At 61.3% G+C, this 25,780-nt stretch carries 21 protein-coding genes; 7 read left to right on the forward strand and 14 right to left on the reverse strand.

Features of this window, described 5'->3' with window-relative positions:
- Positions 1–182 precede the first annotated feature (182 nt).
- Positions 183–4,034, forward strand: coding sequence for a sensor domain-containing protein (locus AC07OT_RS13895; RefSeq protein ID WP_495108312.1), 3,852 nt, complete (start codon positions 183–185; stop codon positions 4,032–4,034).
- A gap of 230 nt (positions 4,035–4,264) precedes the next feature.
- Positions 4,265–5,518 carry a serine hydroxymethyltransferase gene (gene glyA / locus AC07OT_RS13900; protein WP_017528864.1) on the forward strand — a complete coding sequence of 418 codons (1,254 nt, stop codon included), beginning with the start codon at positions 4,265–4,267 and terminating at the stop codon, positions 5,516–5,518.
- A 126-nt stretch (positions 5,519–5,644) separates the two neighbouring features.
- On the opposite strand, the gene yjiA is transcribed toward glyA, so the two are convergent.
- From yjiA to AC07OT_RS13915, 3 genes are all read right to left on the reverse strand, one after another.
- Positions 5,645–6,604 carry a GTPase gene (gene yjiA, locus AC07OT_RS13905; protein ID WP_065938307.1) on the reverse strand — a complete coding sequence of 320 codons (960 nt, stop codon included), beginning with the start codon at positions 6,602–6,604 and terminating at the stop codon, positions 5,645–5,647.
- Between the two features lie 135 nt (positions 6,605–6,739).
- Positions 6,740–6,937, reverse strand: a complete 198-nt coding sequence (locus AC07OT_RS13910; protein ID WP_003176208.1) for a YbdD/YjiX family protein — start codon at positions 6,935–6,937, stop codon at positions 6,740–6,742.
- Between the two features lie 15 nt (positions 6,938–6,952).
- Positions 6,953–9,019 carry a carbon starvation CstA family protein gene (locus tag AC07OT_RS13915; RefSeq protein ID WP_027605316.1) on the reverse strand — a complete coding sequence of 689 codons (2,067 nt, stop codon included), beginning with the start codon at positions 9,017–9,019 and terminating at the stop codon, positions 6,953–6,955.
- Positions 9,020–9,193: 174 nt separating this feature from the next.
- On the opposite strand from AC07OT_RS13915, the gene AC07OT_RS13920 reads away from it, so the two are divergent.
- Positions 9,194–9,562, forward strand: a complete 369-nt coding sequence (locus AC07OT_RS13920; RefSeq protein ID WP_141156055.1) for a PilZ domain-containing protein — start codon at positions 9,194–9,196, stop codon at positions 9,560–9,562.
- A 4-nt stretch (positions 9,563–9,566) separates the two neighbouring features.
- Here AC07OT_RS13920 and AC07OT_RS13925 read toward each other — a convergent pair whose 3' ends face one another.
- From AC07OT_RS13925 to katB, 4 genes are read right to left on the reverse strand one after another with little or no spacing between them, the layout of a single operon-like run.
- Complete coding sequence (locus tag AC07OT_RS13925) at positions 9,567–10,292, reverse strand: hypothetical protein (protein WP_495108313.1); 726 nt, start codon at positions 10,290–10,292, stop codon at positions 9,567–9,569.
- A gap of 16 nt (positions 10,293–10,308) precedes the next feature.
- The gene (radA, locus tag AC07OT_RS13930) at positions 10,309–11,676 is read right to left on the reverse strand and encodes a DNA repair protein RadA (protein WP_024077502.1); all 1,368 of its coding nucleotides are present in this window, start codon (positions 11,674–11,676) and stop codon (positions 10,309–10,311) included.
- Positions 11,677–11,711: 35 nt separating this feature from the next.
- Positions 11,712–12,251, reverse strand: coding sequence for an ankyrin repeat domain-containing protein (locus AC07OT_RS13935; protein ID WP_495108314.1), 540 nt, complete (start codon positions 12,249–12,251; stop codon positions 11,712–11,714).
- A 54-nt stretch (positions 12,252–12,305) separates the two neighbouring features.
- Complete coding sequence (gene katB, locus AC07OT_RS13940) at positions 12,306–13,847, reverse strand: catalase KatB (protein ID WP_027605312.1); 1,542 nt, start codon at positions 13,845–13,847, stop codon at positions 12,306–12,308.
- Between the two features lie 287 nt (positions 13,848–14,134).
- On the opposite strand from katB, the gene mscL reads away from it, so the two are divergent.
- Positions 14,135–14,551, forward strand: coding sequence for a large-conductance mechanosensitive channel protein MscL (gene mscL / locus AC07OT_RS13945; RefSeq protein WP_115487559.1), 417 nt, complete (start codon positions 14,135–14,137; stop codon positions 14,549–14,551).
- A 46-nt stretch (positions 14,552–14,597) separates the two neighbouring features.
- On the opposite strand, the gene AC07OT_RS13950 is transcribed toward mscL, so the two are convergent.
- A complete protein-coding gene (locus AC07OT_RS13950) occupies positions 14,598–15,374 on the reverse strand; it encodes a ferredoxin--NADP reductase (RefSeq protein ID WP_115487558.1) in 777 nt (258 codons plus the stop codon).
- Positions 15,375–15,754: 380 nt separating this feature from the next.
- Here AC07OT_RS13950 and AC07OT_RS13955 point away from each other — a divergent pair, with 380 nt between their 5' ends.
- Positions 15,755–16,465 (forward strand): helix-turn-helix transcriptional regulator, encoded by a 711-nt coding sequence (locus tag AC07OT_RS13955; protein WP_115487557.1) that lies wholly within the window; start codon positions 15,755–15,757, stop codon positions 16,463–16,465.
- A 161-nt stretch (positions 16,466–16,626) separates the two neighbouring features.
- The gene (locus AC07OT_RS13960; protein WP_495108315.1) at positions 16,627–17,751 is read left to right on the forward strand and encodes a methyltransferase; all 1,125 of its coding nucleotides are present in this window, start codon (positions 16,627–16,629) and stop codon (positions 17,749–17,751) included.
- Positions 17,752–17,817: 66 nt separating this feature from the next.
- Here AC07OT_RS13960 and AC07OT_RS13965 read toward each other — a convergent pair whose 3' ends face one another.
- The 3 genes from AC07OT_RS13965 to AC07OT_RS13975 are packed head-to-tail and all read right to left on the reverse strand — an operon-like array spanning position 17,818 to position 20,446.
- The gene (locus tag AC07OT_RS13965) at positions 17,818–17,985 is read right to left on the reverse strand and encodes a DUF2474 domain-containing protein (protein WP_010562540.1); all 168 of its coding nucleotides are present in this window, start codon (positions 17,983–17,985) and stop codon (positions 17,818–17,820) included.
- A gap of 12 nt (positions 17,986–17,997) precedes the next feature.
- The gene (cydB, locus tag AC07OT_RS13970; protein ID WP_027605307.1) at positions 17,998–19,005 is read right to left on the reverse strand and encodes a cytochrome d ubiquinol oxidase subunit II; all 1,008 of its coding nucleotides are present in this window, start codon (positions 19,003–19,005) and stop codon (positions 17,998–18,000) included.
- Between the two features lies 1 nt (position 19,006).
- Positions 19,007–20,446: a cytochrome ubiquinol oxidase subunit I gene (locus AC07OT_RS13975; protein WP_027605306.1), complete on the reverse strand. Its 1,440-nt coding sequence runs from the start codon at positions 20,444–20,446 to the stop codon at positions 19,007–19,009.
- Between the two features lie 318 nt (positions 20,447–20,764).
- On the opposite strand from AC07OT_RS13975, the gene AC07OT_RS13980 reads away from it, so the two are divergent.
- Entirely contained in the window at positions 20,765–22,012 is a 1,248-nt protein-coding gene (locus tag AC07OT_RS13980) for an MFS transporter (RefSeq protein WP_065938315.1), read from the forward strand.
- A gap of 62 nt (positions 22,013–22,074) precedes the next feature.
- Here the strand turns inward: AC07OT_RS13980 and AC07OT_RS13985 are convergent, their stop codons facing one another.
- From AC07OT_RS13985 to AC07OT_RS13995, 3 genes are read right to left on the reverse strand one after another with little or no spacing between them, the layout of a single operon-like run.
- Complete coding sequence (locus AC07OT_RS13985; protein ID WP_495108316.1) at positions 22,075–24,258, reverse strand: xanthine dehydrogenase family protein molybdopterin-binding subunit; 2,184 nt, start codon at positions 24,256–24,258, stop codon at positions 22,075–22,077.
- Entirely contained in the window at positions 24,255–25,244 is a 990-nt protein-coding gene (locus tag AC07OT_RS13990; protein ID WP_495108317.1) for an FAD binding domain-containing protein, read from the reverse strand. Before AC07OT_RS13990 ends, AC07OT_RS13985 begins: the two co-directional genes overlap by 4 nt.
- Positions 25,241–25,765 (reverse strand): (2Fe-2S)-binding protein, encoded by a 525-nt coding sequence (locus AC07OT_RS13995; protein WP_495108318.1) that lies wholly within the window; start codon positions 25,763–25,765, stop codon positions 25,241–25,243. Before AC07OT_RS13995 ends, AC07OT_RS13990 begins: the two co-directional genes overlap by 4 nt.
- Between the last annotated feature and the right edge of the window lie 15 nt (positions 25,766–25,780).

The following is a 25,780-nucleotide window of genomic DNA, read 5'->3' on the forward strand; positions in this document are numbered from 1 at the left end:
AGCCTGAATGTCTGGGGCTGGAACGCCCCCGCGTAACCGGCAAAGCTACCTGAATGCGCTTGGTCAGTCCAGCCAAGCGGGGCTGGCACTTTGCCACAAGTCAAGGCATGCTAGCCGCCCTTCGGGCGTCCGGCTTATAGTGCACGTCGCGCGCCAGTCCAGCCAAACCGCAGGATCACAGCTTGTCCAAAGTCACGCCGCCAACGCCCTTGCGCGCCGCTCATGTAGCGCCGGGAACGCCCCTGCACGGCACCCTCAAAGGCGCATTGGCGACGCTCGTCCTCCTGCTGCTCGCATTATTGTTCTGGCAACTGCTGGACCAGTTGCAGCAAAACCAGAAAAACCAACAGCAATACACCATCGACTACAGTGCCGACCTGGCTGAACAGATCAGCCTGAACATGGCCCTGAGCGCAAAAATTGCCCTGAACCTGCTACCGATGGTCGAGCCGCCGCGCGACATCGAACAGCAGCAGGCCTTGACGCGCACGTTACAGCGCTCGCTGCCGGAACTGCGCAGTATCGCCCTGCTGGCGCCCAGCGGCGCGATGATCAGCGACAGCGCCAATGACAGCCAGGACAGCGCCTGGCTGGAAGAGTTGGTGCAGCGCAGCCACGGCCAACCCTACTACCTGAGCAATAACAACGACGGCACCCTTATCTATCTGTTGCTGCACCAGCCCAGCGGCGGCTCAAGAATGTACTGGGCGCTGCGCCTGGCACCCGAGTACCTGGTCAACCTGACCCGCCAGGACAGCCAGGGCCAACGGCCGATGTGGGCCATCGAGAACCGCCTGAACCACCGGGTGGTCAGCCGTGACAGCGGTATGCCGGCGCAATGGGCCGGCGCCCTGACCCCGGATGACCTGAATAAAAGCGTGCTGGTCACGCCCCTGAGCAAAAGCGACTGGCAGTTGCGCGGGATGTTCGACCGCGCAGCCGTGCTGGAACAACTGCTGCCGGCGTTTATCGGTAAATGCCTGCTGGGCCTGGCCTTCTCGCTGATCCCCGTGATCGTGTTGCTGAATATGCGTCGCCGCCAGCGCCAGGTGCATGAAGGCCGGCGTCGGTATCAGGATATTTTCGAAGGCACCGGCGTCGCCCTGTGCGTACTTGACCTGTCGGGCCTGAATGCATTCTTTGGCAAGGTGCACTTGCAGACCCGCGAGCGACTGCACGCCTGGCTGCAAAGCTCCCCCGAGGAATGCCGGCAGTTGCTCACCGAACTGCGCATCACCGAGATCAACCAGGTGGCGGTGAGCCTGCTCAGAGTGGGCTCCTGCGAGGAGGCGTGGGAGCGGTTGATCGATGATTGCCCGCGCAATACCACGTCCATCGGGTATCAGATACTCGAAGCGGTCCTGACCCAACAGAATCAGCTTGAGTTGGAAATCCAGCTCAAGGATGTGGCCGGCAACGAACAGTACCTTTGGATGGTGATGCGCCTGCCGGAGCAGCAGGACGACTTCAAGGCGGTGATCCTCAGCATCAGCGACATCACCAGCCGCAAGCTGATCGAACTGTCGCTGGTGGAACGCGAAAGCTTCTGGTCGGACGTGGTGCGTACCGTGCCCGACCACTTGTATGTGCAGGACGTGATCAGCCAGCGGATGATCTTCAGCAACCACCATCTGGGCCACACCCTCGGATATACCAAGGCCGAACTGCAGCAAATGGGCGAGTATTTCTGGGAAATCCTGCTGCACCCCGAAGACGCCGAGCATTACCACGATTTGCGCCAGCAGCAACGCCAGGCCGGCTACGCGACGCAGTTGCACTGCCAGTTGCGCTTTCGCCATCGCAACAATCAATGGCGGCGCTTTGATATCCGCGAGCAGGCCCTGGCGCGGGACAAATCGGCGCAAGTCACGCGCATCATCGGTGTGGCCAAGGACATCACCGACCAGATCGAAGCCAGCGAGTCCCTGCGCGACAGCGAAAAGCGCTACCGCATGCTGGCCGAAAGCATCAGCGACGTGATCTGCTCCACCGACAGCCAACTGGCCCTCAACTACATCAGCCCGTCGGTCAACGCCGTGCTGGGTTACGACGTGGACTGGGTATTCAAGAACGGCTGGCAGTCGATCATCGCCAACCCCCAGCAACTGACCGGCATCTATAGCTTGCTGGAACAGGTCAGCCGGGCGCTGGGCGATCCCGACGCGCTGAACAGACTCCGCGATCAAGTGCAGACCCAATTGTTCCTGTTCGACTGCCTGCGCGCCGACGGCCGCAAGGTGCCGATCGAGCTGCGCCTGGTGCTGGTGTGGGATGAGCACGGCGCCTTCGAAGGCGTCCTCGGCGTGGGCCGCGATATCAGCCAGCAACGCCGCGCGGAAAAAGACCTGCGCATGGCCGCCACCGTATTCGAACACTCCACGTCGGCGATCCTGATCACCGACCCGGCCGGTTATATCGTGCAGGCCAACGAGGCGTTCAGCCGGGTCAGCGGTTATGCAGTGAGTGACGTACTCGACCAGTTGCCGAACATGCTCACCGTCGACGAACAACAGGAAGCCCACCTGCGCTACGTGCTCAAGCAATTGCACCAGCACAGCACCTGGGAAGGTGAAGTGTGGCTCAAGCGCCGCAACGGCGAGCACTACCCGGCCTGGGTCGGCATTACGGCGGTGTTCGACGACGAAGGCGACCTGGCCAGTTATGTGTGTTTCTTCAGTGATATCAGCGAACGCAAGGCCAGCGAACAGCGCATCCACCGCCTGGCCTACTACGACGCCCTGACCCACCTGCCCAACCGCACGCTGTTCCAGGACCGCCTGCACACCGCGCTGCAATCAGCCGAACGGCAGAAGTCGTGGGTGGTGCTGATGTTCCTTGACCTTGACCGTTTCAAGCCGATCAACGACTCCCTGGGCCACGCGGCCGGCGACCGCATGCTCAAGGAAATGGCGACCCGCCTGCTCGGCTGCGTGGCCGAAGACGACACCGTGGCACGCATGGGCGGCGACGAGTTCACGTTGCTGCTGCAACCACGGGTCAACCGCGAGATGGCGTTGAACCGCGCGATCCATGTGGCCGAGCAGATCCTCGCCAGCCTGGTGAAGCCCTTCGTGCTGGAGGGTCGCGAGTTCTTTGTGACCGCCAGTATCGGCATCGCACTCAGCCCCCAGGACGGCAACGAGCTGAGCCAGCTGATGAAAAACGCCGACACCGCGATGTATCACGCCAAGGAACGCGGCAAGAACAACTTCCAGTTCTACCAGGCCGATATGAACGCCAGCGCCCTGGAACGCCTGGAACTGGAAAGCGACCTGCGCCACGCCCTGGAGCAGGACGAATTCGTGCTTTATTACCAGCCGCAGTTCAGCGGCGACGGCAAACGCCTGACCGGCGCCGAGGCGTTGCTGCGCTGGCGCCACCCACGCCGTGGCCTGGTGCCGCCGGGGGACTTCATTCCGGTGCTCGAAGAGCTGGGCCTGGTGGTGGACGTGGGCGACTGGGTGATCAGCGAAGCCTGTCGCCAGCTCAAGACCTGGCACCAGAACAAGGTGCGGGTACCGAAAGTCTCGGTGAACATCTCTGCGCGGCAGTTCTCCGACGGCCAACTGGGCACGCGCATCGCCACCATCCTCAAGGACACCGGCCTGCCGCCGGCGTGCCTGGAACTGGAGCTGACCGAAAGTATCCTGATGCGCGAAGTCAACGAAGCCATGCACATCCTCGACAGCCTGAAAAACCTGGGCCTGAGCATCGCGGTGGATGACTTCGGCACCGGTTATTCGTCCCTCAACTACCTCAAGCAATTCCCCATCGACGTGCTGAAAATCGACCGCACCTTCGTCGATGGCCTGCCCTCCGGCGAACAGGATGCACAAATCGCCCGCGCCATTATCGCCATGGCCCACAGCCTCAACCTGGCGGTGATTGCCGAAGGTGTGGAAACCCATGAGCAACTGGACTTCCTGCGCGAGCATGGTTGCGACGAGGTGCAGGGGTATCTGTTCGGGCGGCCGATGCCGGCACATCGGTTCGAGGCGCAGTTCAGCAATGATGCGCTGTTCATGTTCGATTGAAATGTTGTGGTAAGGCTTATGGCCTCATCGGGGGCAAGCCCCCTCCCACCTTCTGACTTGTGAATACATTCAAATGTGGGAGGGGGCTTGCCCCCGATGAGGCCGGCACAGTCACCGCCCATCTCGAGATGAGCCCCACTTGTCCGCGACATGATGTCCTTTCATATGCCATCTAAAACCCATTGGGTTAGAATGCCCTCCTTTTCTGCCCCCGATCCTTGAGGACCGCCATGTTCAGCCGTGATTTGACTATTGCCAAGTACGACGCCGATCTCTTCGCCGCCATGGAGCAAGAAGCCGTGCGCCAGGAAGAGCACATTGAGCTGATCGCTTCGGAAAACTACACCAGCCCTGCGGTGATGGAGGCTCAAGGTTCGGTTCTGACCAACAAGTACGCCGAAGGCTACCCAGGCAAGCGCTACTACGGTGGCTGCGAGTACGTCGACGTGGTTGAGCAACTGGCCATCGACCGTGCAAAAGAACTGTTCGGCGCCGATTACGCCAACGTCCAGCCACACGCCGGCTCCCAAGCCAACAGCGCCGTGTACCTGGCCCTGCTGCAAGGCGGCGACACCATCCTGGGCATGAGCCTGGCCCACGGTGGTCACCTGACCCACGGCGCCAGCGTTTCCTCCTCCGGCAAGCTGTACAACGCCGTTCAGTACGGTATCGATGCCAACGGCCTGATCGACTACGACGAAGTCGAGCGCCTGGCGGTCGAGCACAAGCCAAAAATGATCGTGGCCGGTTTCTCTGCCTACTCGCAGATCCTCGACTTCCCACGCTTCCGCGCCATCGCCGACAAGGTGGGCGCCTACCTGTTCGTCGACATGGCTCACGTAGCCGGTCTGGTCGCCGCTGGCGTCTACCCGAACCCGGTACCTTTCGCTGACGTGGTGACCACCACCACCCACAAGACCCTGCGCGGTCCACGTGGCGGCCTGATCCTGGCGCGCGCCAACGCCGAGATCGAGAAAAAGCTGAACTCCGCCGTATTCCCGGGCGCCCAGGGTGGCCCACTGGAGCATGTGATCGCTGCCAAGGCGATCTGCTTCAAGGAAGCCCTGCAGCCTGAGTTCAAGACCTACCAGCAACAAGTGGTGAAAAACGCCAAGGCCATGGCCGGCGTGTTCATCGAGCGCGGCTTTGACGTGGTGTCCGGCGGTACTGAAAACCACCTGTTCCTGCTGTCCCTGATCAAGCAGGACATTTCCGGTAAAGATGCTGACGCTGCCCTGGGCAAAGCCTTCATCACCGTGAACAAAAACTCCGTGCCGAACGACCCACGTTCGCCGTTCGTCACCTCCGGCCTGCGCTTCGGCACCCCGGCTGTGACCACTCGTGGCTTCAAGGAAGCAGAGTGCAAGGAACTGGCCGGCTGGATCTGCGACATCCTGGCGGACCTGAACAACGAAGCCGTGATCGACGCGGTGCGTGAGAAGGTCAAGGCCATCTGCAAGAAGCTGCCGGTATACGGCGCGTAATACAAAGAAGCCCACTGTAGGAGCGAGCTTGCTCGCGAAAAACGTCAACGATAACGCGTGCATCTTGGGTGCACGCGCTGCCTGTGAGTTCTTCGCGAGCAAGCTCGCTCCTACAGGTGGGCTTTTTTATGCCTGATAGACCCGCTCAAAGCCTTCTCGGATCTTGTCCTCCGGCAATTCATCGGCAATAAACACGATCACACTCTCCCGCGCCTCACCCTCGGCCCATTCGGTATCCCAGTCGAAACCATAGAGCTTCAGCACGCCCTGGAACACCATGCGGCGGTCTTCGCCGGCGATATTGAGCACGCCCTTGTAGCGCAGCAGCTGCTTGCCATGGTCTTCCAGCAGTTCGTTCATGAACTCACTGAGCCGGTCGATATCCAGCGGCTGGTCGGTGCGCAGCACCAGGCTGGAAATACGGTCGATGGACGGCGCCTTGCTCACCGGGCGCAGGCTCATGCCGGCGTTGAGATTGAAGCCGCGCACATCGAGCAGTTCGGCCAGGTCAATCTTGCCGTGCTCAACCACGCGAATCGGCGCGCGGCGGTTGATGCGTGTGAGGCGTTCACTGAGTGCCTCGAAGGCAGCGTCGTCCACCAGGTCACGCTTGCTCACCAGCAGCCGGTCGGCGAAACCTATCTGCGCCTGGGCGATGGTCTGGGTCAGGTGATGCTCGGCGTGGGCGGCGTCCACCAGAGTGATGATGCCGTCGAGGATGTAGCGCTCGCGCAGTTCTTCATCGATGAAAAAGGTCTGGGCCACCGGCGCCGGGTCGGCCAGGCCGGTGCACTCGATCACCAGGCGGTCAAAGGCGATCTCACCGCTGTCCAGGCGCTCGAGCAGCAGATACAGGGCCTTGGTCAGGTCGGTGTGGATGGTGCAGCACACGCAGCCGTTGGACAGGGTCATGACTTGCACCGGTTCTTCGCCCAGCAATTGGGTGTCGATACCGGCGTCGCTGAATTCGTTTTCGATCACGGCAATTTTCAGCCCGTGCTCTGCCTTGAGCAGATGGCGCAGCAAAGTGGTCTTGCCCGCGCCGAGAAAGCCGCTGAGAACGGTGACTGGAATGGGGGAGGACAAAAGAAATTCTCCTTAAAGGAACACAGAAACAAATGTGGGAGGGGGCTTGCATCCGATAGCAGTGTGTCAGGCACTGATCTGTCACTGACACGCCGCTATCGGGGCAAGCCCCCTCCCACAGGGCGTTGCGTTAAATCAACAGCACTTGGGCCCACCCTTGCCGCCGTAACGGGCCTCCTGACGTTCCCGGAAGAACGCCTTGTAGTCCATCATCGGCTTGTCCGGGTGCTTGGTTTGCATATGCTCGACGTACGTGTCGTAGTCGGGCATGCCGACCATCAGGCGCGCGGCCTGACCGAGGTATTTACCGAGGCGACTGATGTCATTGAACATGGTTGCAATCCTCGATTATGCGTCCGGTACTGCCTGGAAGGGGGCTTCTTTATCCGTACGCTCTTTGTTGCCCCAGGCGGCGACGCCGACCTTGAGCGCATAGAACAGGATGCTGAACACCACGAACAGGAACAGCACAGTCAGCGTTGCGTTGGTGTAGGCGTTCCAGATCACGTGCTGCATCTGGTCCACGCTCTTGGCCGGGGCCAGGATCTGGCCGTTTGCCAGGGCATCACTGTACTTCTTCGCCAGCGACAGGAAGCCGATCGCCGGGTTGGCGTCGAACAACTTGATGAAGCCCGCGGTGGTGGTGCATATCAGCAGCCAGACCGCCGGCAGCATGGTCACCCAGATGTAGCGCTGGCGCTTCATTTTGATCAGCACAACGGTGGCGAGCATCAGCGCGATACCGGCCAGCATCTGGTTGGAGATACCGAACAGCGGCCACAAGGTGTTGATACCGCCCAGCGGGTCGATCACGCCCTGGTACAGCAGGTAACCCCACATGGCGACGCAACCGGCGGTCGCGATCAGGTTGGCGGTCCAGGACTCGGTGCGCTTGAGCGCCGGTACGAAGGAGCCGAGCAAGTCCTGAAGCATGAAGCGACCGGCACGGGTGCCCGCGTCGACGGCAGTCAGGATGAACAGCGCTTCGAACAGGATCGCAAAGTGGTACCAGAACGCCATGGTGTTTTCACCCGGCAGCACACTGTGCAGGATCTGCGCGATACCCACCGCCAACGTCGGCGCACCACCGGCACGCGCGAGGATGGTGGTTTCACCGATGTCATGGGCCACCGCCGACAGCGCCTCGGGGGTAATTGCAAAACCCCAGCTGCTGACGGTTTGTGCCACGGTCACCACGTCGGTGCCGACGATTGCCGCCGGGCTGTTCATGGCGAAGTACACGCCTGGCTCGATCACCGAAGCGGCAACCATCGCCATGATCGCCACGAAGGACTCCATCAGCATGCCGCCGTAACCGATGTAACGGGCGTGGCTTTCATTGGCCAGCAGCTTGGGCGTGGTGCCCGAGGAAATCAGCGCGTGGAAGCCCGAGACCGCACCACAGGCAATGGTGATGAACAGGAACGGGAACAGGCCGCCCTTCCATACCGGGCCGGTACCGTCGATGAACTGGGTCAGCGCCGGCATTTTCAGGTCGGGCATGGTCACCAGGATGCCAATCGCCAGGGCGATGATGGTGCCGATTTTCAAGAAGGTAGAGAGGTAGTCACGTGGCGCGAGGATCAGCCACACCGGCAGTACCGCCGCCACGAAACCGTAGCCGATCAGCATCCAGGTGATCTGGATCCCGGTGAAGGTGAAGGCCTTGGCCCAGACTGGATCAGCGGCGATCTGCCCGCCCAGCCAGATCGAACCGAGCAGCAACAGCACGCCGATGATGGAGATTTCACCGATACGGCCCGGGCGGATGTAGCGCATGTAGATGCCCATGAACATCGCAATCGGGATGGTCGCCATCACCGTGAAGATGCCCCATGGGCTCTCGGCCAGGGCCTTGACCACGATCAGCGCCAGCACCGCGAGGATGATGATCATGATCAGGAAGCAGCCGAACAGCGCGATGGTCCCCGGGATACGCCCCATCTCTTCGCGAACCATGTCGCCCAGGGAACGGCCATTACGACGGGTGGACAGGAACAGGACCATGAAGTCCTGCACCGCACCGGCCAGCACCACGCCGGCAATCAGCCAGAGCGTGCCGGGCAGGTAGCCCATTTGCGCCGCCAGTACCGGGCCGACCAGGGGGCCTGCACCGGCAATCGCCGCAAAGTGGTGACCGAAAAGGATGTGTTTGTTGGTCGGCACATAGTCCAGACCGTCATTGTTGAGCACTGCGGGGGTGGCCCGCCGTGGATCGAGCTGCATCACATTATTAGCGATGAACAGGCTGTAGTAGCGATAAGCGACCAGATAGATGGCCACGGCAGCGACCACGATCCACAAGGCGTTGATCGCCTCGCCTCGGCGCAAGGCCACTACGCCCAGGGCGCACGCTCCTACGATTGCCAGCACCAGCCAGGGTAGGTGGCGTAGCAGGCTATTATTATTTTTCATTTTTATATTCCAGCCAGGGTGGACAGAAAGGACAGCCATCCGGAGTTTAGCGCTACTGGCCTTAAAGGCCACCCCCCTACGTTGGTCTAGAGCCTTGCAGAGGCAAAAAAAGCAGAAAAAACCACCCGATGATGGCGCAGGGCTACAATCCTTTTATCCACAGAGGGTTTCACCATGACCGAGCAAGCGTCTGATCGCCGTCGTTTTCGCCGGATCGCCTTTGATGCCAAGACCGAACTTCGGCAAACCGGCCAGGAGTGGCCCGTGCAATTGGTGGATTTGTCGCTGAAGGGCTTGCTGGTGCAAAAGCCCGCCCCCTGGAAGGGGAATAAAGCCCTGCCGTTCGACGTCGACATACGCCTGGACCCCAAGGCTCATATAAAGATGCGAGTGCATCTGACCCACGAAGCGGATGGCCAGCTGGGATTTGTGTGCACAGACATCGATCTGGAATCGATCAGCCACTTGCGGCGGCTGATCGAGTTGAACCTGGGCGACCAGGAAGAGCTGGAGCGGGAGCTGGGCGCGTTGCTGGAGGTGTAACGGCTCAGGGAAACGCCGTACGTGCGGGAAATTCGCTTTCCATGTCCCAGTAGCCCTTCTGCTGACTTGAGGCGCCGTGCCACTGCCCGTCGACAAACCGATAAGTCTGATAACGGGTGGCAAAGTCATCCTCACCGTCGCCGTCCATGAAGGACGACACCTGCAGCAGTTCGTCCGCGCCGCCACTGGTTGGCGTCACGATCTTCCACGCCGCCTTGCCCGTATGCGCCAGGGTCAACGCCTGGACTTTGCCGTCGGCGCCCTGGTAACCCAGCGGTTTGAGTTGCTGCTTGCCAGGCAGCAACAGCTGCGTGGCAGGCCCGCTGTAGCTGCCCATGGGGGCGGTCTGGTCAATGGTCAAAAAATACACAGGTTCGGGCAGCCCTTTGATCGGGGCTTTCTCGACCTCGGCCAACGGGTAGCCGAGGTCTTCGTGGGCTATCACCTCGCCAGAGGCCGATACCCACCGCACCTGGGCTTCGAGCAGCGGGTTGTCGACCAAATCGCCGGGCTCGTCGAACGAGTCTTCATCCAGCCCACTGCCCCAACTGTCCTTGTGCAGCTGGACGCTGATGCGTTGGTCTTCGAGCACCTGCAACACACTGCCGTCCTGTGTCACCAGCGTTTGCGCCAGGCGATAGCCCGTTGGCAGCTCAGCCCAGGCCATGGCGGGCAAGCCGGCCAAGGTGATAAACAGGGCGACGACACCCCAGCGATTCGATCGTTGCATGGCGTCCATCCCTGAGTTATTCGAAAAGTGCATCCAACGCCTGTTCCAGGCGCGTGACCCCAATCACCTGCAATCCAGGTGGCATTTCCTTCGGCGCATTGCCCTTGGGCACAATCGCGCGTTTGAAGCCGTGCTTGGCCGCTTCCTTCAAGCGTTCCTGACCGCTCGGCACCGGGCGCACTTCGCCCGACAGGCCCACTTCACCGAATACCAGCAGGTCGTGGGGCAATGGCCGGTTACGCAGGCTGGACATCACCGCCGCCATCAACGCCAGGTCGGACGCGGTTTCCAGCACCTTGACCCCGCCGACCACGTTGAGGAACACGTCCTGGTCATGGGTCGGGATGCCACCGTGACGGTGCAGCACCGCCAACAGCATCGCCAGGCGGTTTTGATCCAGGCCCAGCGTGACGCGGCGTGGGTTGGCCAGATGGCTGTCATCCACCAGCGCCTGGACTTCCACCAGCATCGGCCGGGTGCCTTCCCACGTTGCCATGACCACGCTGCCTGGGACTTCTTCCTGGGCACGGGTCAGGAAAATCGCCGAGGGGTTGGAGACTTCCTTAAGCCCCCGGTCGGTCATGGCGAACACACCCAGTTCGTTCACCGCGCCGAAGCGGTTCTTCACCGCCCGCAGCAAGCGCAAGCGGCCATCGGACTCGCCTTCGAAATACAGCACGGTATCGACCATATGCTCCAGCACCCGTGGCCCGGCCAGCGCGCCCTCTTTGGTTACATGGCCGACCAGGAAGATCGCCGTGCCGCTCTGCTTGGCGTAACGCACCAGCAACGCCGCACTCTCGCGCACCTGGGACACGCCGCCCGGCGCCGATTGCAGTTGTTCGGTGAAAATCGTCTGGATCGAGTCGATCACCATGACCTTGGGTTTTTCGATCCGGGCCGTGGCAATGATGCTTTCGATGCAGGTTTCGGTCATGACCCGCAGTTGGTCCTGGGGCAGGCCCAGACGGCGGGCACGCATGGCCACCTGTTGCTGGGATTCTTCGCCGGTGACGTACAGCGCCGGCATGCGGCTGGCGATGCTGCACAGGGTTTGCAGCAGAATCGTCGATTTGCCGATGCCCGGGTCACCGCCGATCAACACCACCGAACCATCCACCAGACCGCCACCCAGCACCCGATCCAGCTCACCGGAGGCCGTCGAGAAACGCGGGATCTCTTCAACGCTGACTTCCGCCAGAGTCTTGATCTGCGCCTGCTGCCCGGTCCAGCCGGCGCGGCCGGTGGGGGCCGAGGCGCCGCCGCTTTCGATCATGGTTTCAGTCAGGGTATTCCACGCACCACACTCGGTGCATTGGCCGGCCCACTTGGGAAAGGTCGCGCCGCACTCCGTGCAGCCGTACATGCGCTTGGCCTTTGCCATTTGAGAACCTCCAACCGAAAAACCGCGATGATAGCTCAGCGCGACGCCGGGGTCCGGATTTCACCGCTGGCCAATCGTGAAGCACTGTTGCCGACCGGGTCTTGGGCGTTGAGATCGGCGCCCTTGGCCTTGAGTTCGTCGAGCAACTCGAGGCGCTTGAACAGGCCGGCGTACATGGCCGCCGTCTGACCGGCGCCATTACGTTGGTCGGGGTTGCAGTCGGTGGCCAGCAGGCGCTGGGCAATGGTCAACTCACCCTTGAAGATCGCCCCCATCAATGCGGTGTTGCCGCGTTTGTCCTGCACACAGGCGTCGGCACCGGCGGCGAGCAAACGCTCCACATAAGCGCTTTCGCCGTGGTAGGCGGCGAGGATCAGCGCGGTGTAGCCCTTGTCGTCCTGGGTGTTGAGGGGGAAGCCGGCGTCGATGAAGGTGTTGAGCATGTAGAGGTCGCCACGGCGGGCGGCGTCGAAGTAATAGTCCTGGAGCTGCGCCTTGAGCGCGACCGGGTCGGGCGACTCGGCATGGGCGACAAAGGCCAGCATGGTCATCAGTAAACCGATAGAAATACGCATGGGTTCTCTCCTGCCAGAGGTCGACGCCCGGGAGGGCGTCGACCGAAACCAACGTCAGTCAGTGAGTTTTTCGGCCAGCGCCTTCACGCGCGCCAGGTCACCCTTGGCGACCTTGGCCACGCCGGTGCCGTATTCCGGATCGGCCTTGTAGAGGAACGACAGGATGATGTGCTTGCTCTCGTCATCGGTAGTGGCCAGGGAGCCGCCGAAATTGTCGATCAAGTCCTGGCGTTCTTTCGGGCTGTAGGAGCGATACAGATCACCGGCCTGCTTGAAGTTCTGCTCACGCTGGATCTTCGCCTGCTGGGTACTGCCCGACAGCGCCGTCTGGCTGTAGCGCGCGGTTTGCGGCTCTTCACGGTTTTCCAGGCGGCTTGGCTGGTAGTTCACGCCACTGGTGGTCTTGCCAAAGTTCAGCGCGCCGTCCTGGTTACCGTTGTTGACGGTGACCCGTGGGGCGTTGATCGGCAGTTGCAGGGCATTGGCGCCCAGGCGATACATCTGCGTGTCGGCATACGAGAACACCCGGCCTTGAAGCAGGCGGTCTTCCGACGGCTCGATGCCCGGTACCAGGTTGGCAGGGGCCATGGCCACTTGTTCGGTTTCCTGGAAGACATTTGCCGGGTTGCGGTTCAGCACCATCTGCCCGACTTTGCGCTCGGGCACATTCGGCCAGATCTTGGTGGCGTCCAGCGGGTCGAAATCAAACTTGGCCAAGTCTTCCGGCTTGAGTACCTGCACATACAGGTCCCACTTGGGGAAGTCGCCCTTGTTGATATGGGTGACCAAGTCATTGGTCATATGGCTGTAGTCACGCCCCTGCACTTCGGTAACTTGCTTGGGATCGAGATTCTTGATGCCTTGCAGACTCTTCCAGTGGAACTTGACGTAATGCACTTCACCCTTGGCGTTGATCAACTTGTAGGCATGTACGCCATTGCCGTCCATTTCCCGATAACTGGCCGGAGTACCGGAGTCGGAATACAACTCGGTAAGTGTGCGAGTGGCCTCGGGAACATGGGAGAAGAAGTCGAAGCGACGGGAGTCATCATCCAGGTTGGTGCGCGGGTCCGGCTTGAAGGCGTGGACCATGTCGGGGAACTTGATGGCATCGCGGATAAAGAACGTCGGGAAGTTGTTACCCACCAGGTCCCAGTTGCCATCGGCGGTATAGAACTTGGTGGCGAAGCCGCGCGGGTCACGCAGGGTTTCAGGGGAATGATTGCCGTGCACCACGGCCGAGAAGCGCACGAACACCGGGGTCGTTTCGCCAGCAGCGAAGACCTTGGCCTTGGTCAGGTCACTGAGGTTATCGGTGACGGTGAAGGTGCCATGGGCGCCGGTACCGCGGGCATGCACCACGCGCTCAGGGATGCGTTCACGGTCGAAGCGCTGCAGTTTCTGGATCAGTTGCACGTCCTGCAGCAGCACCGGGCCGTTGGCGCCGGCGGTTTGCGAGTTCTGGTTGTCGCCGACGGCGGCACCGTTGTCACGGGTCAGGTTGGCGGCTTGTACAGAGAGGGAAAGCAGGCTGGCGGTCGCCAGTACCAGCACATGACGCGCCAATACCGGGCCGCGATTCATTGGATTCTTCATCAAGGTTTCCTCTGGTTTTTTTAGTGCACATTCAGTTGTGCTTGCCAGAGGCTAGTGACCCGCGAGTCAGAAGATAAATAGAAAAACACCACCAGGGCGATTAAGAAAATAATGTGGTAAGCCGCTGAAATGGCGCGTATTTCGCGCGCGACTGGTGGCACTTTGCAAACTATTTGCGATTTAATGTGTCGATAAAAACTGACAGTGTTAGCAGCTGTATCAGGCAAGCCGGTTACGACTGACTTACACTGAGCGGCACCCTTCTCATCTGTAACAAGGAATAACCTATGGGCGTGATCAGTGAGTTCAAGGCCTTCGCGGTCAAAGGTAATGTGGTCGACATGGCCGTCGGTATCATCATCGGCGCCGCCTTCGGCAAAATTGTTTCCTCGTTTGTAGGCGATGTGGTGATGCCGCCCATTGGTCTGCTGATCGGTGGCGTGGACTTTGGTGACCTGGCGATTACGCTCAAGGCGGCACAGGGCGATGTGCCTGCCGTGGTGCTGGCGTACGGCAAGTTCATCCAGAGCGTGATCGACTTTGTGATCGTCGCGTTCGCGATCTTCATGGGCGTCAAGGCCATCAACCGCCTCAAGCGCGAAGAAGCCGTGGCGCCGAGCCTGCCACCGACACCGAGCAAGGAAGAAGTGCTGCTGGGCGAGATTCGCGACCTGCTCAAGGCACAGAACGACAGGCAGCTTTAACCCATACCGGCTTGGAAAAAAGGCGCCTCCTTGAGGCGCCTTTTTATTACCAGTAGTTTTCCACTGCCACCTGCCCTGGCCGGCGGCTAAGGCTCAATTGCATGTCGCGCTGCTTGAGCAACTGGCGAGTGTCATCCACCATCTGCGGGTTGCCGCAAATCAGCACGCGGGAGTGTTCCGGGGTCAGCTCGACGCCGGCAGCACGCTCCAATTCTCCGTTTTCGATTGAGGTGGTAATACGCCCACTTAACGCCCCCGGATAATCCTCTCGGGTCACGATGGGGATGTAGGTCAGTTTGTGCGCATATTCTGCCAGGTACTCCCGCTCGCCCAACCCCTTGATCAGCGACTGGTACGCCAGCTCCCGGGCTTCCCGCGCGCTGTATACCAGGATGATGCGCTCGAATTTCTCCCAGACTTCGAAGTCCTGCAGGATCGACAAAAACGGTGCCACCCCGGTGCCGGTGCCTAACATCCACAAGTCCCGGCCATCGACGAAACGGTTCAGGGTCAGGAACCCGGTAGCCTGGCGCTCCACCATCAAGGTATCGCCCACCCGCAATCGGCTGAGTTCACTGGTGAATTCACCGCCTGGGACAACAATCGAGAAAAAGTCCAAGTGTTCATCAAACGGCGAGGACACCACGGAATACGCGCGCCACACCGTGCTGCCATCCGCCTTGGTAACGCCCAGGCGCACGAACTGACCGGCGGTAAACCGGAACCCGGGGTCACGGGTGGTTCGCAGGGTAAACAGGCTGGGGGTCAGGGATTGCACATCGAGCAAGGTTTGGCGGGTAAATTTCTCAGCACTGGCCGTCATGGGGGACTCCGTTCTACAGGTGCCCTAGTGTCCCTCAAACTCGAGCCCGGAAACACCTCTGGTTGGTAGTGGCATTATATAGGCACAACATAATGGCAACCTAATATCAACTCTGATCAATTTGCTATTAGCTCCTTTATCCGCGCTACAAGCACGCTCTAAGTTGATCCGCCACAGGTGCTTTAACTGACTAAAAAATCGAAAAAAACAACTAAGCCCCTTAGCTAAGCCCGCCGCGACCTTAGAGAAAATTTCTTAAACGCTGCCCTGCAAGAGCGAAAATTTCATCTCGTGATGTAGCTCATGTCCTACACTAATTTCCGTGCAGTGGGAGTTCAGGACGTATCCCATGTCATGCGGAAACCCATGGAGAGTTACCAATGGTCAACTGGCGCAATACCCGACTTCCCAAACTGGAAGGCGAGAGCGAGGTTACGACTCTTTTCGAGATGGCAGTCAACCACACCTACGCACTTGGCTTCCAATACTGTTCTTTCACGATGAGCTCTCAACTACCCAACAATCAAACGAAACCTATTCGCCTCAATAACTATCCAGATGAATGGAACAAACTGTATAACCAGGCCCACTTCTTTGACGCTGATCCCGTGGTGGAACATTGCAAACGTTGTGTACTGCCCCTTGTCTGGGAAGAAAAAATCTTTAAAGACTCACCCAACCTGTGGTCTTTAGCCCAATCCTTTGGTGTGCATTTGGGATGGACCCAAGCCGTGCATGATTTCCAGGGTGTGTTCAGCATGCTGACCCTGGGTCGCAGTGCGGGTGAAGTGACCCCGCAGGAGCTTTATGAAAAAGCCGGCCAGGTCCTGTGGCTGTGCCATGCGATGCATGCGGTAGTCGCGAAGACTTACGCACACAAGCCCAGCATTAACCCAGCAAGCAAATTAACCCCGCGCGAAACCGAAATCCTCAAGTGGTCAGCCATGGGCAAGACCGCCGCGGACATTGCCGCCATCCTGTGCCTGTCCGAACGTACGGTGGGCTTTCATATCTGCAGTTGCTTCAAAAAGCTGGGAGTCAACAACAAGATCGCCGCCGTGCTCTGCGCTTCGAAAGCCGGGTTGTTTTAATCAGCGTTGAAACACCGCATGTAATCCCTCAGGAAAAAAAGTAACATTTACGACCCATTCTGAGTGCTGGGCTGTCCCCACGGGGTGCCGCCCGCTGTTCACTCAGACGGTTCCGCAGCCGACTGCCGAACACCCATTGATGACCCAGAGCCTCCCTCGCCATGCCCCTGCTCGACAGCCCCTTCGCCCAGCTCGATCTGATCCGCCAGCCAGAGCAACATAACGATCCGCTGCAAGCCTTCGACGCCGCCGACGAGTACCTGCTCAGCTACCTGGCGGAACAGCAACCGAGCGCTGCGACCCGCGTGCTGGTGCTCAATGACAGCTTCGGCGCCCTGGCTGCGAGCCTGGAAGGCCGGGTGCAGGTGACCTCCAGCGGCGACTCGTTCCTGGCCGCCCTGGGCCTGGATAAAAACCTGGTGCGCAATGGCAAGGCCTTTGACGCCGTGCCGTTCATCCCCGCCAGCGAGGTGCCCAGCGGGCCGTTCGACCGGGTGCTGATCCGCGTCCCCAAGACCCTGGCATTGCTGGAAGAACAGCTGATCCGCCTGCAAGGCCAACTGGCGCCGGGCGCCGAAGTGATTGCCGCAGCCATGGTCAAGCACCTGCCCCGGGCGGCCGGTGAGTTGCTGGAGCGCTATATCGGGCCGATGCACGCCTCCCTGGCGGTGAAGAAGGCACGGTTGCTGATTGCGACACTGGCCGACCGCCCCGCGGCGGTCTCGCCCTACCCGACGCGCTACACCCTGGACGCGCCGGCCATCGAACTGCTCAACCATGCCAACGTGTTCTGCCGTGAAGGCCTGGACATCGGCACCCGCGCCTTCCTGCCGCACCTGCCCAATAACCTGGGCAGTGCCCGCGTGGCGGACCTGGGTTGCGGCAACGGGGTATTGGCGATTGCCAGCGCACTGCAAAACCCCGACGCCCGGTACACCTTGGTGGACGAGTCCTATATGGCCGTGCAATCGGCCCTTGAGAACTGGCAAGCCGCCCTCGGTGAGCGGGAGGTGACAGTACGTGCCGGGGACGGCCTCGCAGGCCAGGAGCCGGACTCCCTCGACGTGGTGCTGTGCAACCCGCCGTTCCACCAGCAGCAGGTGGTCGGCGACTTCCTCGCCTGGCGTATGTTCCAGCAGGCGCGGGAGGCGCTGGTGGTAGGCGGCGCCCTGTATATCGTCGGCAACCGTCACCTGGGTTATCACAGCAAGTTGGCGCGCTTGTTCCGTGGCGTAGAGCAGGTCGCCGCCACGCCCAAGTTCGTGATTCTCAAAGCACGCAAATAAAAAAAGCCCTGCCCTTCCAAAAGAAGAGCAGGGCTGAAAACCGGGCGCGAAGCCCGGATCGGGATGTCAGTGGGTGGTCAGGCCGGCCGCATTCATGAACATGCGCATCAGGCTGGCCACCACGAACAGGGCCAGCACACTGCCGGTCCAGATCATCGCCAGCCAGCCGAGGCGCCGCCAGAGCGGCTGTTTCTCGGCCTGTTCAATCTCGTGCAACGTAGGTTTGCCGGACATGCAACGACCCTCCTAGTGATAGCCGTCTTCGTGGGTGACCTTGCCGCGGAACACGTAGTAGCTCCAGAAGGTGTAGCCCAGGATGAACGGGATGATGAACAAGGTGCCCACCAGCATGAAACCCTGGCTCTGCGGCGGCGCAGCGGCATCCCAGATCGACACCGAGGGCGGGATGATGTTCGGCCACAGGCTGATCCCCAGACCGCTGTAGCCGAGGAAGATCAACACCAGCGTCAGCAGGAACGGTGTGTAGTGGGCATTACGCGCCACGGCGCGGATCAAGCCGTACATGGTCACCAGCACCAGGATCGGTACCGGCAGGAACCAGAACAGGTTCGGCAGGGTGAACCAGCGCGAGGCGATTTCCGGGTGCGACAGCGGCGTCCAGAGACTCACGATGCCGATCACGGCCAGCACCACGAAGGCCAATGGCCGCGCCAGGTTGTGCATCTTCTCCTGCAACGGGCCTTCGGTTTTCATGATCAGCCAGGTGCAGCCGAGCAATGCATACGCCACGATCAGCGCCACGCCGCAGAACATCGTGAACGGCGTGAGCCAATCCAGCGAGCCGCCGGCAAACTGGCGATTGACCACCGGGATCCCGTCGATAAACGCCCCCAGCGCGACGCCCTGGAAGAACGTGGCCGCCAGCGAACCGCCGATAAACGCCTTGTCCCACAGGTGACGCTTGTGGTCCTTGGCCTTGAAGCGGAACTCGAAGGCCACGCCACGAAAGATCAGCCCTACCAGCATCAGGATCAGCGGCAGGTACAGCGCCGACAACACCACCGAATAGGCCAGCGGGAACGCGCCGAACAACGCCGCGCCGCCCAGCACCAGCCAGGTTTCGTTACCGTCCCAGACCGGGGCCACGGTGTTCATCATCACGTCACGGTCGGTCTTGCCCGGGATAAACGGGAAGAGAATGCCGATACCCAGGTCGAAGCCGTCCATGACCACGTACATCATGATGCCGAAGATGATGATCACGGCCCAGATCAGCGGAAGATCAATACCCATCTCAATTCCCCTTATGCTGGATGTGGGCGTGGTCGTCATCGCTGCCATCATCGGCGGCGGACAACGGACGGGCCGGTGTGCGTTTCTGGCCAGGGCCACCGTGGGTCGGTTCCGTGCCTTCGTGGGTCACCGGGCCTTTGCGCACCAGGCGCATCATGTAGCCCAGGCCGGCGCCGAACAGCGCGAAGTACACCACCACGAACAACACCAGGGTGATCGTCATCTGCGCCAGGCTATGCCCGGAAGAAGCATCCGCCGTGCGCATCAACCCGTAGACCACCCACGGCTGGCGGCCGATTTCGGTGGTGAACCAACCGGCGAGAATCGCGATCAGCCCAGACGGCCCCATCCACAGCGCCAGGTACAGGAACGGCCTGGACGTGTACATTTTGTCGCCCCGGCGCAGCCAGAGGCTGAACAGGCCGGTGAAGATCATCAGGAACCCCAGGCCGACCATGACCCGGAACGACCAGAATACGATGGTCGAATTCGGCCGGTCTTCCGGCGGGAATTCCTTGAGCGCCGGCACCTGTTTGTCCAGGGAGTGGGTCAGGATCAGGCTGCCCAGGTACGGAATCTCCACAGCGTATTTGGTTTTTTCGGCCTTCATGTCCGGCCAGCCAAACAGGATCAGCGGGGTTGGCTCATTGCCTTTGTTTTCCCAGTGGCCTTCAATCGCGGCAATTTTCGCCGGCTGGTGCTCGAGGGTGTTGAGGCCATGGAAGTCGCCGATCACCGCCTGGATAGGCGCCACGATCAGGGCCATCCACATCGCCATCGACAACATCTTGCGGATGGCCGGGTTGTCTTTGCCGCGCAGCAAGTGCCAGGCCGCCGAGGAGCCGACGAAGAACGCGGTGGCCACGAACGCCGCCGTCGCCATGTGCATCAGGCGGTAAGGGAACGACGGGTTGAAGATCACCGCCAGCCAATCGGTAGGAATCACGCGGCCGTCGATGATTTCAAAGCCTTGCGGCGTCTGCATCCAGCTGTTGGACGCCAGGATCCAGAAGGTCGAGATCAACGTACCGACGGCCACCATCACGGTGGAGAAAAAGTGCAGCTTGCGCCCCACCTTGTTCCAGCCGAACAGCATCACGCCGAGGAAACCGGCTTCCAGGAAGAAGGCCGTAAGCACTTCGTACGTCAGAAGCGGCCCGGTCACGGCGCCGGCGAAGTCCGAGAAGCGGCTCCAGTTGGTGCCGAACTGGTAGGCCATGACCAGACCGGAGACCACGCCCATGCCGAAGTTGACGGCAAAGATCTTCGACCAGAAATGGTAGAGGTCACGGTAGGTATCGTTATGGGTCTTGAGCCACAAGCCTTCCAGCACCGCGAGGTAACTGGCCAGGCCGATGGTGATCGCCGGGAACAGGATGTGGAATGAGATGGTGAACGCGAACTGAATTCGGGCGAGATCTAGCGCCTCCAAACCGAACATAAGTCTTCCTCTGTCAGGTAATACCGGCTGCTGGCGGGAGCCTGCACCCACTGCCCCCACGGATATGGAGTCTGGCGAATTTCAATTCGTTTCTTTTTTTAACCAGCCACGCAGGGAATCGGGCCTTGCGGCCACCAGAACAAATTCTGAAATGACTTTGATCTGGGTCAATCACAGTGAAAAGAGTAGTCCCATTTTCGCGGCTGGCCTGTGTGGTCTTTTGCCGCGTGACAGCTTGCCTCAGCCTTCTTCTCGCAACTAATTGTTACAGCTTGATGCTAATCTGCCTCTTCCCTCCGGCCTTGACCTGAACTCCCGATGCCCAGTGAACCCACGTTGCTGTTACGTCACCACCGTCCTTTCATCGCGTTCTGGCTAGCACGGATCTTCACCGCCAGCGGCTTCCAGATGCTTACCGTGGCCATTGGCTGGAACCTCTACCAACTCACCGGCAACGTGCTCGACCTGGGGCTGGTCGGTCTGGTGGAGTTCGTGCCGCGCGTGCTGTTCATGCTGCACACCGGGCATGTGGCCGACCGCTATGAGCGACGCAAAGTCGCGGCCATCTGCCAGACCGTGCAGGCGCTGATTGCCCTTTCCCTGGCCATCGGCGGCCTCACCGGCAACGTGACCCGCGAGATGATCTTTATCCTCGCCTTCCTGCTCGGTGCCGCACGCTCGTTTGAAATGCCCACCACCCAGGCCCTGCTGCCAAGCATCGTGCCCAGTGCGCTGTTCCCGCGTGCGGTGGCCTCGTCGCAGTCGGCCCAGCAACTGGCAACCATCGTCGCCCCGGCCCTCGGTGGTTTGCTATACGCCTTCGGCAGCGTCTGGGTGTATGGCCCAACAGTGGCGCTGTACCTGATTGCCTGTGTACTGACCCTCAACCTGCCCGCCCGCCAGACCCCGCTCAACAAAGGCAAGGCCACCCTCGATTCACTGCTGGCCGGCATCCGCTTTATCCGCAGCCGCCCGGACATCCTCGGGGCGATTTCCCTCGACCTGTTCGCCGTGCTGCTGGGCGGCGCCACCGCGTTGCTGCCGGTGTTCGCCAAGGACATCCTGCTGACCGGCGCCTGGGGCCTGGGCCTGTTGCGCTCGGCGCCGGCGGTGGGCGCCTTGTTGATGTCACTGTGGCTGGCGCGCTTTTCGGTAGATCGGCAGGTGGGCCGGGTGATGTTCACCGCCGTCGGCGTATTCGGCGTGGCGACCATCGCCTTCGGCCTGTCCACCTCGTTCTGGTTTTCCCTGGCGGTGCTGGTGGTGCTGGGCGCGGCGGACATGATCAGCATGGTGATCCGTGCGTCCTTCGTGCAGCTGGAGACGCCGGATGAAATGCGCGGACGGGTGAGTGCGGTCAATGGTCTGTTTATCGGTGCGTCCAACCAACTGGGCGAGTTCGAATCGGGGATTACCGCCCATTGGTTCGGCACCGTGCCCGCCGTGGTCATGGGCGGCATCGGTACGCTGGTGGTGACCGGAGTGTGGATCAAACTGTTCCCGACCCTGGCGAATCGGGATCGTATGCATGTGCCGGTAGATGAAAGCATCAAGCCCGCTGCATGATCCAATGTGGGAGGGGGCTTGTTCCCTCCCACATTTGGATCTTCAGTGTTTGCTGGACCGCGTCAGAGCACCTTATCCAGGGTGATCGGAAACTCTCGCACCCGCTTGCCGGTGGCATGGTAGACCGCATTCGCCACCGCCGCCGCCACCCCGACAATGCCGATCTCTCCCACGCCCTTGGAGCCAAGGGCGTTGACGATCTCGTCATGTTCCTCGACAAACACCACGTCAATCTCGCCGATATCGGCATTTACCGGGATGTGGTACTCGGCCAGGCTGTGGTTCATGTAGCGGCCCAACTGATGGTCGATCTGGGTCTCCTCATGCAGGGCCATGCCGATGCCCCACACCACCCCGCCGAGGATCTGGCTGCGGGCCATCTTCGGGTTGACCACCCGACCGGCCGCAATGGCGCTGACCACGCGGCTGACCTTGATCGTGCCCAAGTCTTCATCCACCCGCACTTCGACGAACACCGCCGAGTGGGTGGCGGTGGCGTAGCCCTCGCGCTTTTTGTCCGGCTCGCTGTCGACCTGGACTTCCACGCTCTCTTCACCGCTGTCCTTGACCAGCTGTGCCAACGACACGCTCACGTCGCCGGTGTGCAGTTGGCCGTCTTCAAAACGCACGGACTCGGCATCCTTGAACACCGGGTAAGTCTGCCGGGCGATGGTCAGCAGCCTCGCGCTCAACGCTTCGCAGGCTTGCTGCACGGCGGTGCCGACGGACGACACGGTGAACGAGCCGCCTTGCAGCGGCGCGGTGGGCAATGAAGAGTCGCCGAGCAGGAACACCACGTCCTCAACCGCCACGCCACTGGCCTGCGCCGCGATCTGGGTCATCACCGTGTAGGTGCCGGTGCCGATGTCCGTGGTCGCACTGCTGACGGTCAGCTTGCCCTCGGCGTCGATGCACGCCTTGGCGCTGGCCTTCATCTGCATGGCCTCCCACACGCCACCGGCCATGCCCCAGCCGATCAACTGGCAGCCGTCGCGCATGCTGCGCGGTTCCGGGTTGCGCTGGCTCCAGCCGAAGCGTTCGGCGCCTTCGCTGTAACACTCGCGCAGGGCCTTGCTCGACCAGGGTTTGTCTTCGTTCTGGTTGCGCTCGGCGTAGTTGACCAGCCGCAATTGCACCGGGTCCATCCCTAACGCACAGGCCAACTCGTCCATGGCGCATTCCAGGCCGATCACGCCCAAGGCGGCGCCGGGCGCGCGCATGTCCAGGGGCGTGAATACATCCAGCGGCACCAGTTTGTAGGTCAGTTGCACGTTGTCGCAGTGATAGAGCATGCCGCTCCACTCCACCACGTGCTCGCTGAAGTCTTCGAAGCGCGAGGTCTGGCCAATCGCCGTATGCCCCAATGCCAGCAGGCGACCATTGGCGGCGGCGCCCATCTGCAAACGCTGCAAGGTGCGCGGGCGGTAGCCGAAGGTGAACATCTGCTGGCGAGTCAAGGTGACGCGCACCGAGCGCTTGAGCGCCAGGGACGCCATCACTGCCAGCGGCAATTGATACTGCGGGCGCAAGCCCGAGCCGAACGCACCGCCGACGAACGCGGCGAAGATCCGCACCTGGCTTTTATCCAGGCCGAACACCTCTTGCACATAGGCCTGGCAGTTCTGCGGGCCCTGGGTCTTGTCATGGATATGCAAGGTGCCGTCCGGCTGATACAGCACGGTGCTGGCGTGGGGTTCCATGGGGTTGTGGTGTTCGATGGGGGTGCTGTAGTGCAGGTCGAGGCTGACGGCGGCAGCGGCCCACTCGGCCTGGAAGTTGCCACGCGGCTTGGGCGGCGCCTGCGGTGAAGCATGGGCCTGTTCCTGCTGGGCGAGCAGGTCGGTCTCGAAGTCTTCCCGTGCGTAGTCGATCGCTACCAGCGAGCCGGCATGCCGCGCCAGTTCCAGGTTGTCGGCGATCACCAGGGCCAGGGGTTGGCCGCTGTACAGCACACGGTCGTTATACAGCGGGCGAAACGGCGAACCGTCCGCCGCATCGTCATCCTGGAAGGCCTCGTCGTAACGGGCGATTGTCGGCCGGTTGAGGTGATGGATAACCGCCACCACGCCCGGCAGGGCCAGTGCCCTGGACGCGTCGATCGCCAGCACACGGCCCTTGGCGATGGTGCTGGACACCACACTGCCGTGGAGCAGGCCGTCCTCGGGAAACTCACCGGCATAACGCGCCTGGCCGGTGACCTTGAGCAGACCGTCGACACGGTCCAGGGGTTTGCCAATAGCGGTCATGGGCGATCTCCTGCGACAGCAGCGTCGCTCAGGGCACGGATGATTGCGCGGCGCGCCAGCTTGATCTTGAAGCCGTTGTGTTCCAGCGGCTCGGCGTCTTGCAGCACGGCGTCGGCGGCATTGCTGAAGGTTTCGCGGCTGACCGCCCGGCCGATCAGCGAGGCTTCCACCGCACGGTCGCGCCAGGGCTTATGGGCCACGCCGCCGAGGGCCAGGCGCGCGTCGACGATTCGATCGCCGTCCAACTCGAGAGCGGCGGCCACCGACACCAAGGCAAACGCATAAGACGCGCGGTCGCGGATTTTCAGGTAATGGCTGTGACGGGCCAGGTGGTCAGCGGGCAATTCGATGGCGGTGATCAGCTCATCGTCGGCCAGTTGGTTGTCGCGTTGCGGCGCATCACCGGGGAGGCGGTGGAAGTCGGCAAACTCGATAACCCGCGCGCCACCTCGGCCTTCGACATGCACCCGCGCCTCCAGCGCCGCCAGGGCCACGCACATGTCCGACGGGTGAGTTGCCACGCACTGTTCGCTGGCACCAAGGATCGCATGGATACGGTTCAAGCCAGTGCGCGCCGGGCAGCCGCTGCCGGGCTCACGCTTGTTGCAGGGCACGCTGGCGTCATAGAAGTAGTAGCACCGGGTGCGTTGCAACAGGTTGCCGCCGGTGCTGGCCATATTGCGCAGTTGCGGCGAGGCCCCGGCAAGGATCGCCTGGGACAGCAACGGGTAACGCTGTTCGATCAGCGGGTGCCAGGCCAGGTCGGCATTGCTCACCAGCGCGCCGATGCGCAGGCCGCCCTCGGCGGTTTGTTCAATCTCATTGAGCGGCAGGCCGGTGATATCGATCAGGTGCTCGGGGCGGCTGATGTTTTCTTTCATCAAGTCCAGCAGGTTAGTGCCGCCGGCAATAAAGCGCGACGCGGCGCTGCTCAGGTGCACGGCTGCGTGGACATCCGCCGGTTTGCTGTACTGGAAGGGATTCATTGCTCGCCTCCCTGGGCGCGGCAGGCCGGCAAAGCCTCTTCGATGGCATCGCGGATATTGCTGTAGGCGCCGCAGCGGCACAGGTTGCCGCTCATCAGCTCCTGGATCTGCGCGGTATCGTGGGCACGGCCTTCATTGGCCAGGCCGACGGCGGAGCAAATCTGCCCGGGCGTGCAGTAGCCGCACTGGAAGGCATCGTGCTTGATAAAGGCTTGCTGCATCGGGTGCAGTTGGTCGCCGTCGGCCAGGCCTTCGATGGTGGTCAATTCGGCGCCGTCGCACATCACCGCCAGGGTCAGGCAGGCGTTGATGCGTTTGCCGTCGCGCAATACTGTGCACGCACCGCATTGGCCGTGGTCGCAGCCTTTTTTGCTGCCGACCAAGTCCAATTGCTCGCGTAGCAGGTCCAGCAACGTGGTCCAAGGCAATACGTCGAGTTGGCGGTCCTGACCATTGAGGGTCAAGCGTATGGAGTGGGCGACGAACGGTTGGGCCGCCGCGCCATTGGGGATCGCGCTCATAAACACCTCACGGGT

The organism is Pseudomonas sp. GW821-FHT09C10 (assembly GCF_059418085.1).

Bases quoted from the DNA above. Each gene is read 5' to 3' on its own strand.
- katB (WP_027605312.1), bottom strand. From the start codon at position 13,847: ATGAAGAATCCAATGAATCGCGGCCCGGTATTGGCGCGTCATGTGCTG.
- AC07OT_RS13950 (WP_115487558.1), bottom strand. From the start codon at position 15,374: ATGACGGCCAGTGCTGAGAAATTTACCCGCCAAACCTTGCTCGATGTG.
- AC07OT_RS13960 (WP_495108315.1), top strand. From the start codon at position 16,627: ATGCCCCTGCTCGACAGCCCCTTCGCCCAGCTCGATCTGATCCGCCAG.
- AC07OT_RS13925 (WP_495108313.1), bottom strand. From the start codon at position 10,292: ATGCAACGATCGAATCGCTGGGGTGTCGTCGCCCTGTTTATCACCTTG.
- AC07OT_RS13920 (WP_141156055.1), top strand. From the start codon at position 9,194: ATGACCGAGCAAGCGTCTGATCGCCGTCGTTTTCGCCGGATCGCCTTT.
- AC07OT_RS13915 (WP_027605316.1), bottom strand. From the start codon at position 9,019: ATGAAAAATAATAATAGCCTGCTACGCCACCTACCCTGGCTGGTGCTG.
- AC07OT_RS13935 (WP_495108314.1), bottom strand. From the start codon at position 12,251: ATGCGTATTTCTATCGGTTTACTGATGACCATGCTGGCCTTTGTCGCC.
- radA (WP_024077502.1), bottom strand. From the start codon at position 11,676: ATGGCAAAGGCCAAGCGCATGTACGGCTGCACGGAGTGCGGCGCGACC.
- AC07OT_RS13995 (WP_495108318.1), bottom strand. From the start codon at position 25,765: ATGAGCGCGATCCCCAATGGCGCGGCGGCCCAACCGTTCGTCGCCCAC.
- AC07OT_RS13980 (WP_065938315.1), top strand. From the start codon at position 20,765: ATGCCCAGTGAACCCACGTTGCTGTTACGTCACCACCGTCCTTTCATC.
- AC07OT_RS13910 (WP_003176208.1), bottom strand. From the start codon at position 6,937: ATGTTCAATGACATCAGTCGCCTCGGTAAATACCTCGGTCAGGCCGCG.
- mscL (WP_115487559.1), top strand. From the start codon at position 14,135: ATGGGCGTGATCAGTGAGTTCAAGGCCTTCGCGGTCAAAGGTAATGTG.
- AC07OT_RS13955 (WP_115487557.1), top strand. From the start codon at position 15,755: ATGGTCAACTGGCGCAATACCCGACTTCCCAAACTGGAAGGCGAGAGC.
- glyA (WP_017528864.1), top strand. From the start codon at position 4,265: ATGTTCAGCCGTGATTTGACTATTGCCAAGTACGACGCCGATCTCTTC.
- cydB (WP_027605307.1), bottom strand. From the start codon at position 19,005: ATGGGTATTGATCTTCCGCTGATCTGGGCCGTGATCATCATCTTCGGC.
- AC07OT_RS13990 (WP_495108317.1), bottom strand. From the start codon at position 25,244: ATGAATCCCTTCCAGTACAGCAAACCGGCGGATGTCCACGCAGCCGTG.
- AC07OT_RS13975 (WP_027605306.1), bottom strand. From the start codon at position 20,446: ATGTTCGGTTTGGAGGCGCTAGATCTCGCCCGAATTCAGTTCGCGTTC.
- AC07OT_RS13965 (WP_010562540.1), bottom strand. From the start codon at position 17,985: ATGTCCGGCAAACCTACGTTGCACGAGATTGAACAGGCCGAGAAACAG.
- AC07OT_RS13985 (WP_495108316.1), bottom strand. From the start codon at position 24,258: ATGACCGCTATTGGCAAACCCCTGGACCGTGTCGACGGTCTGCTCAAG.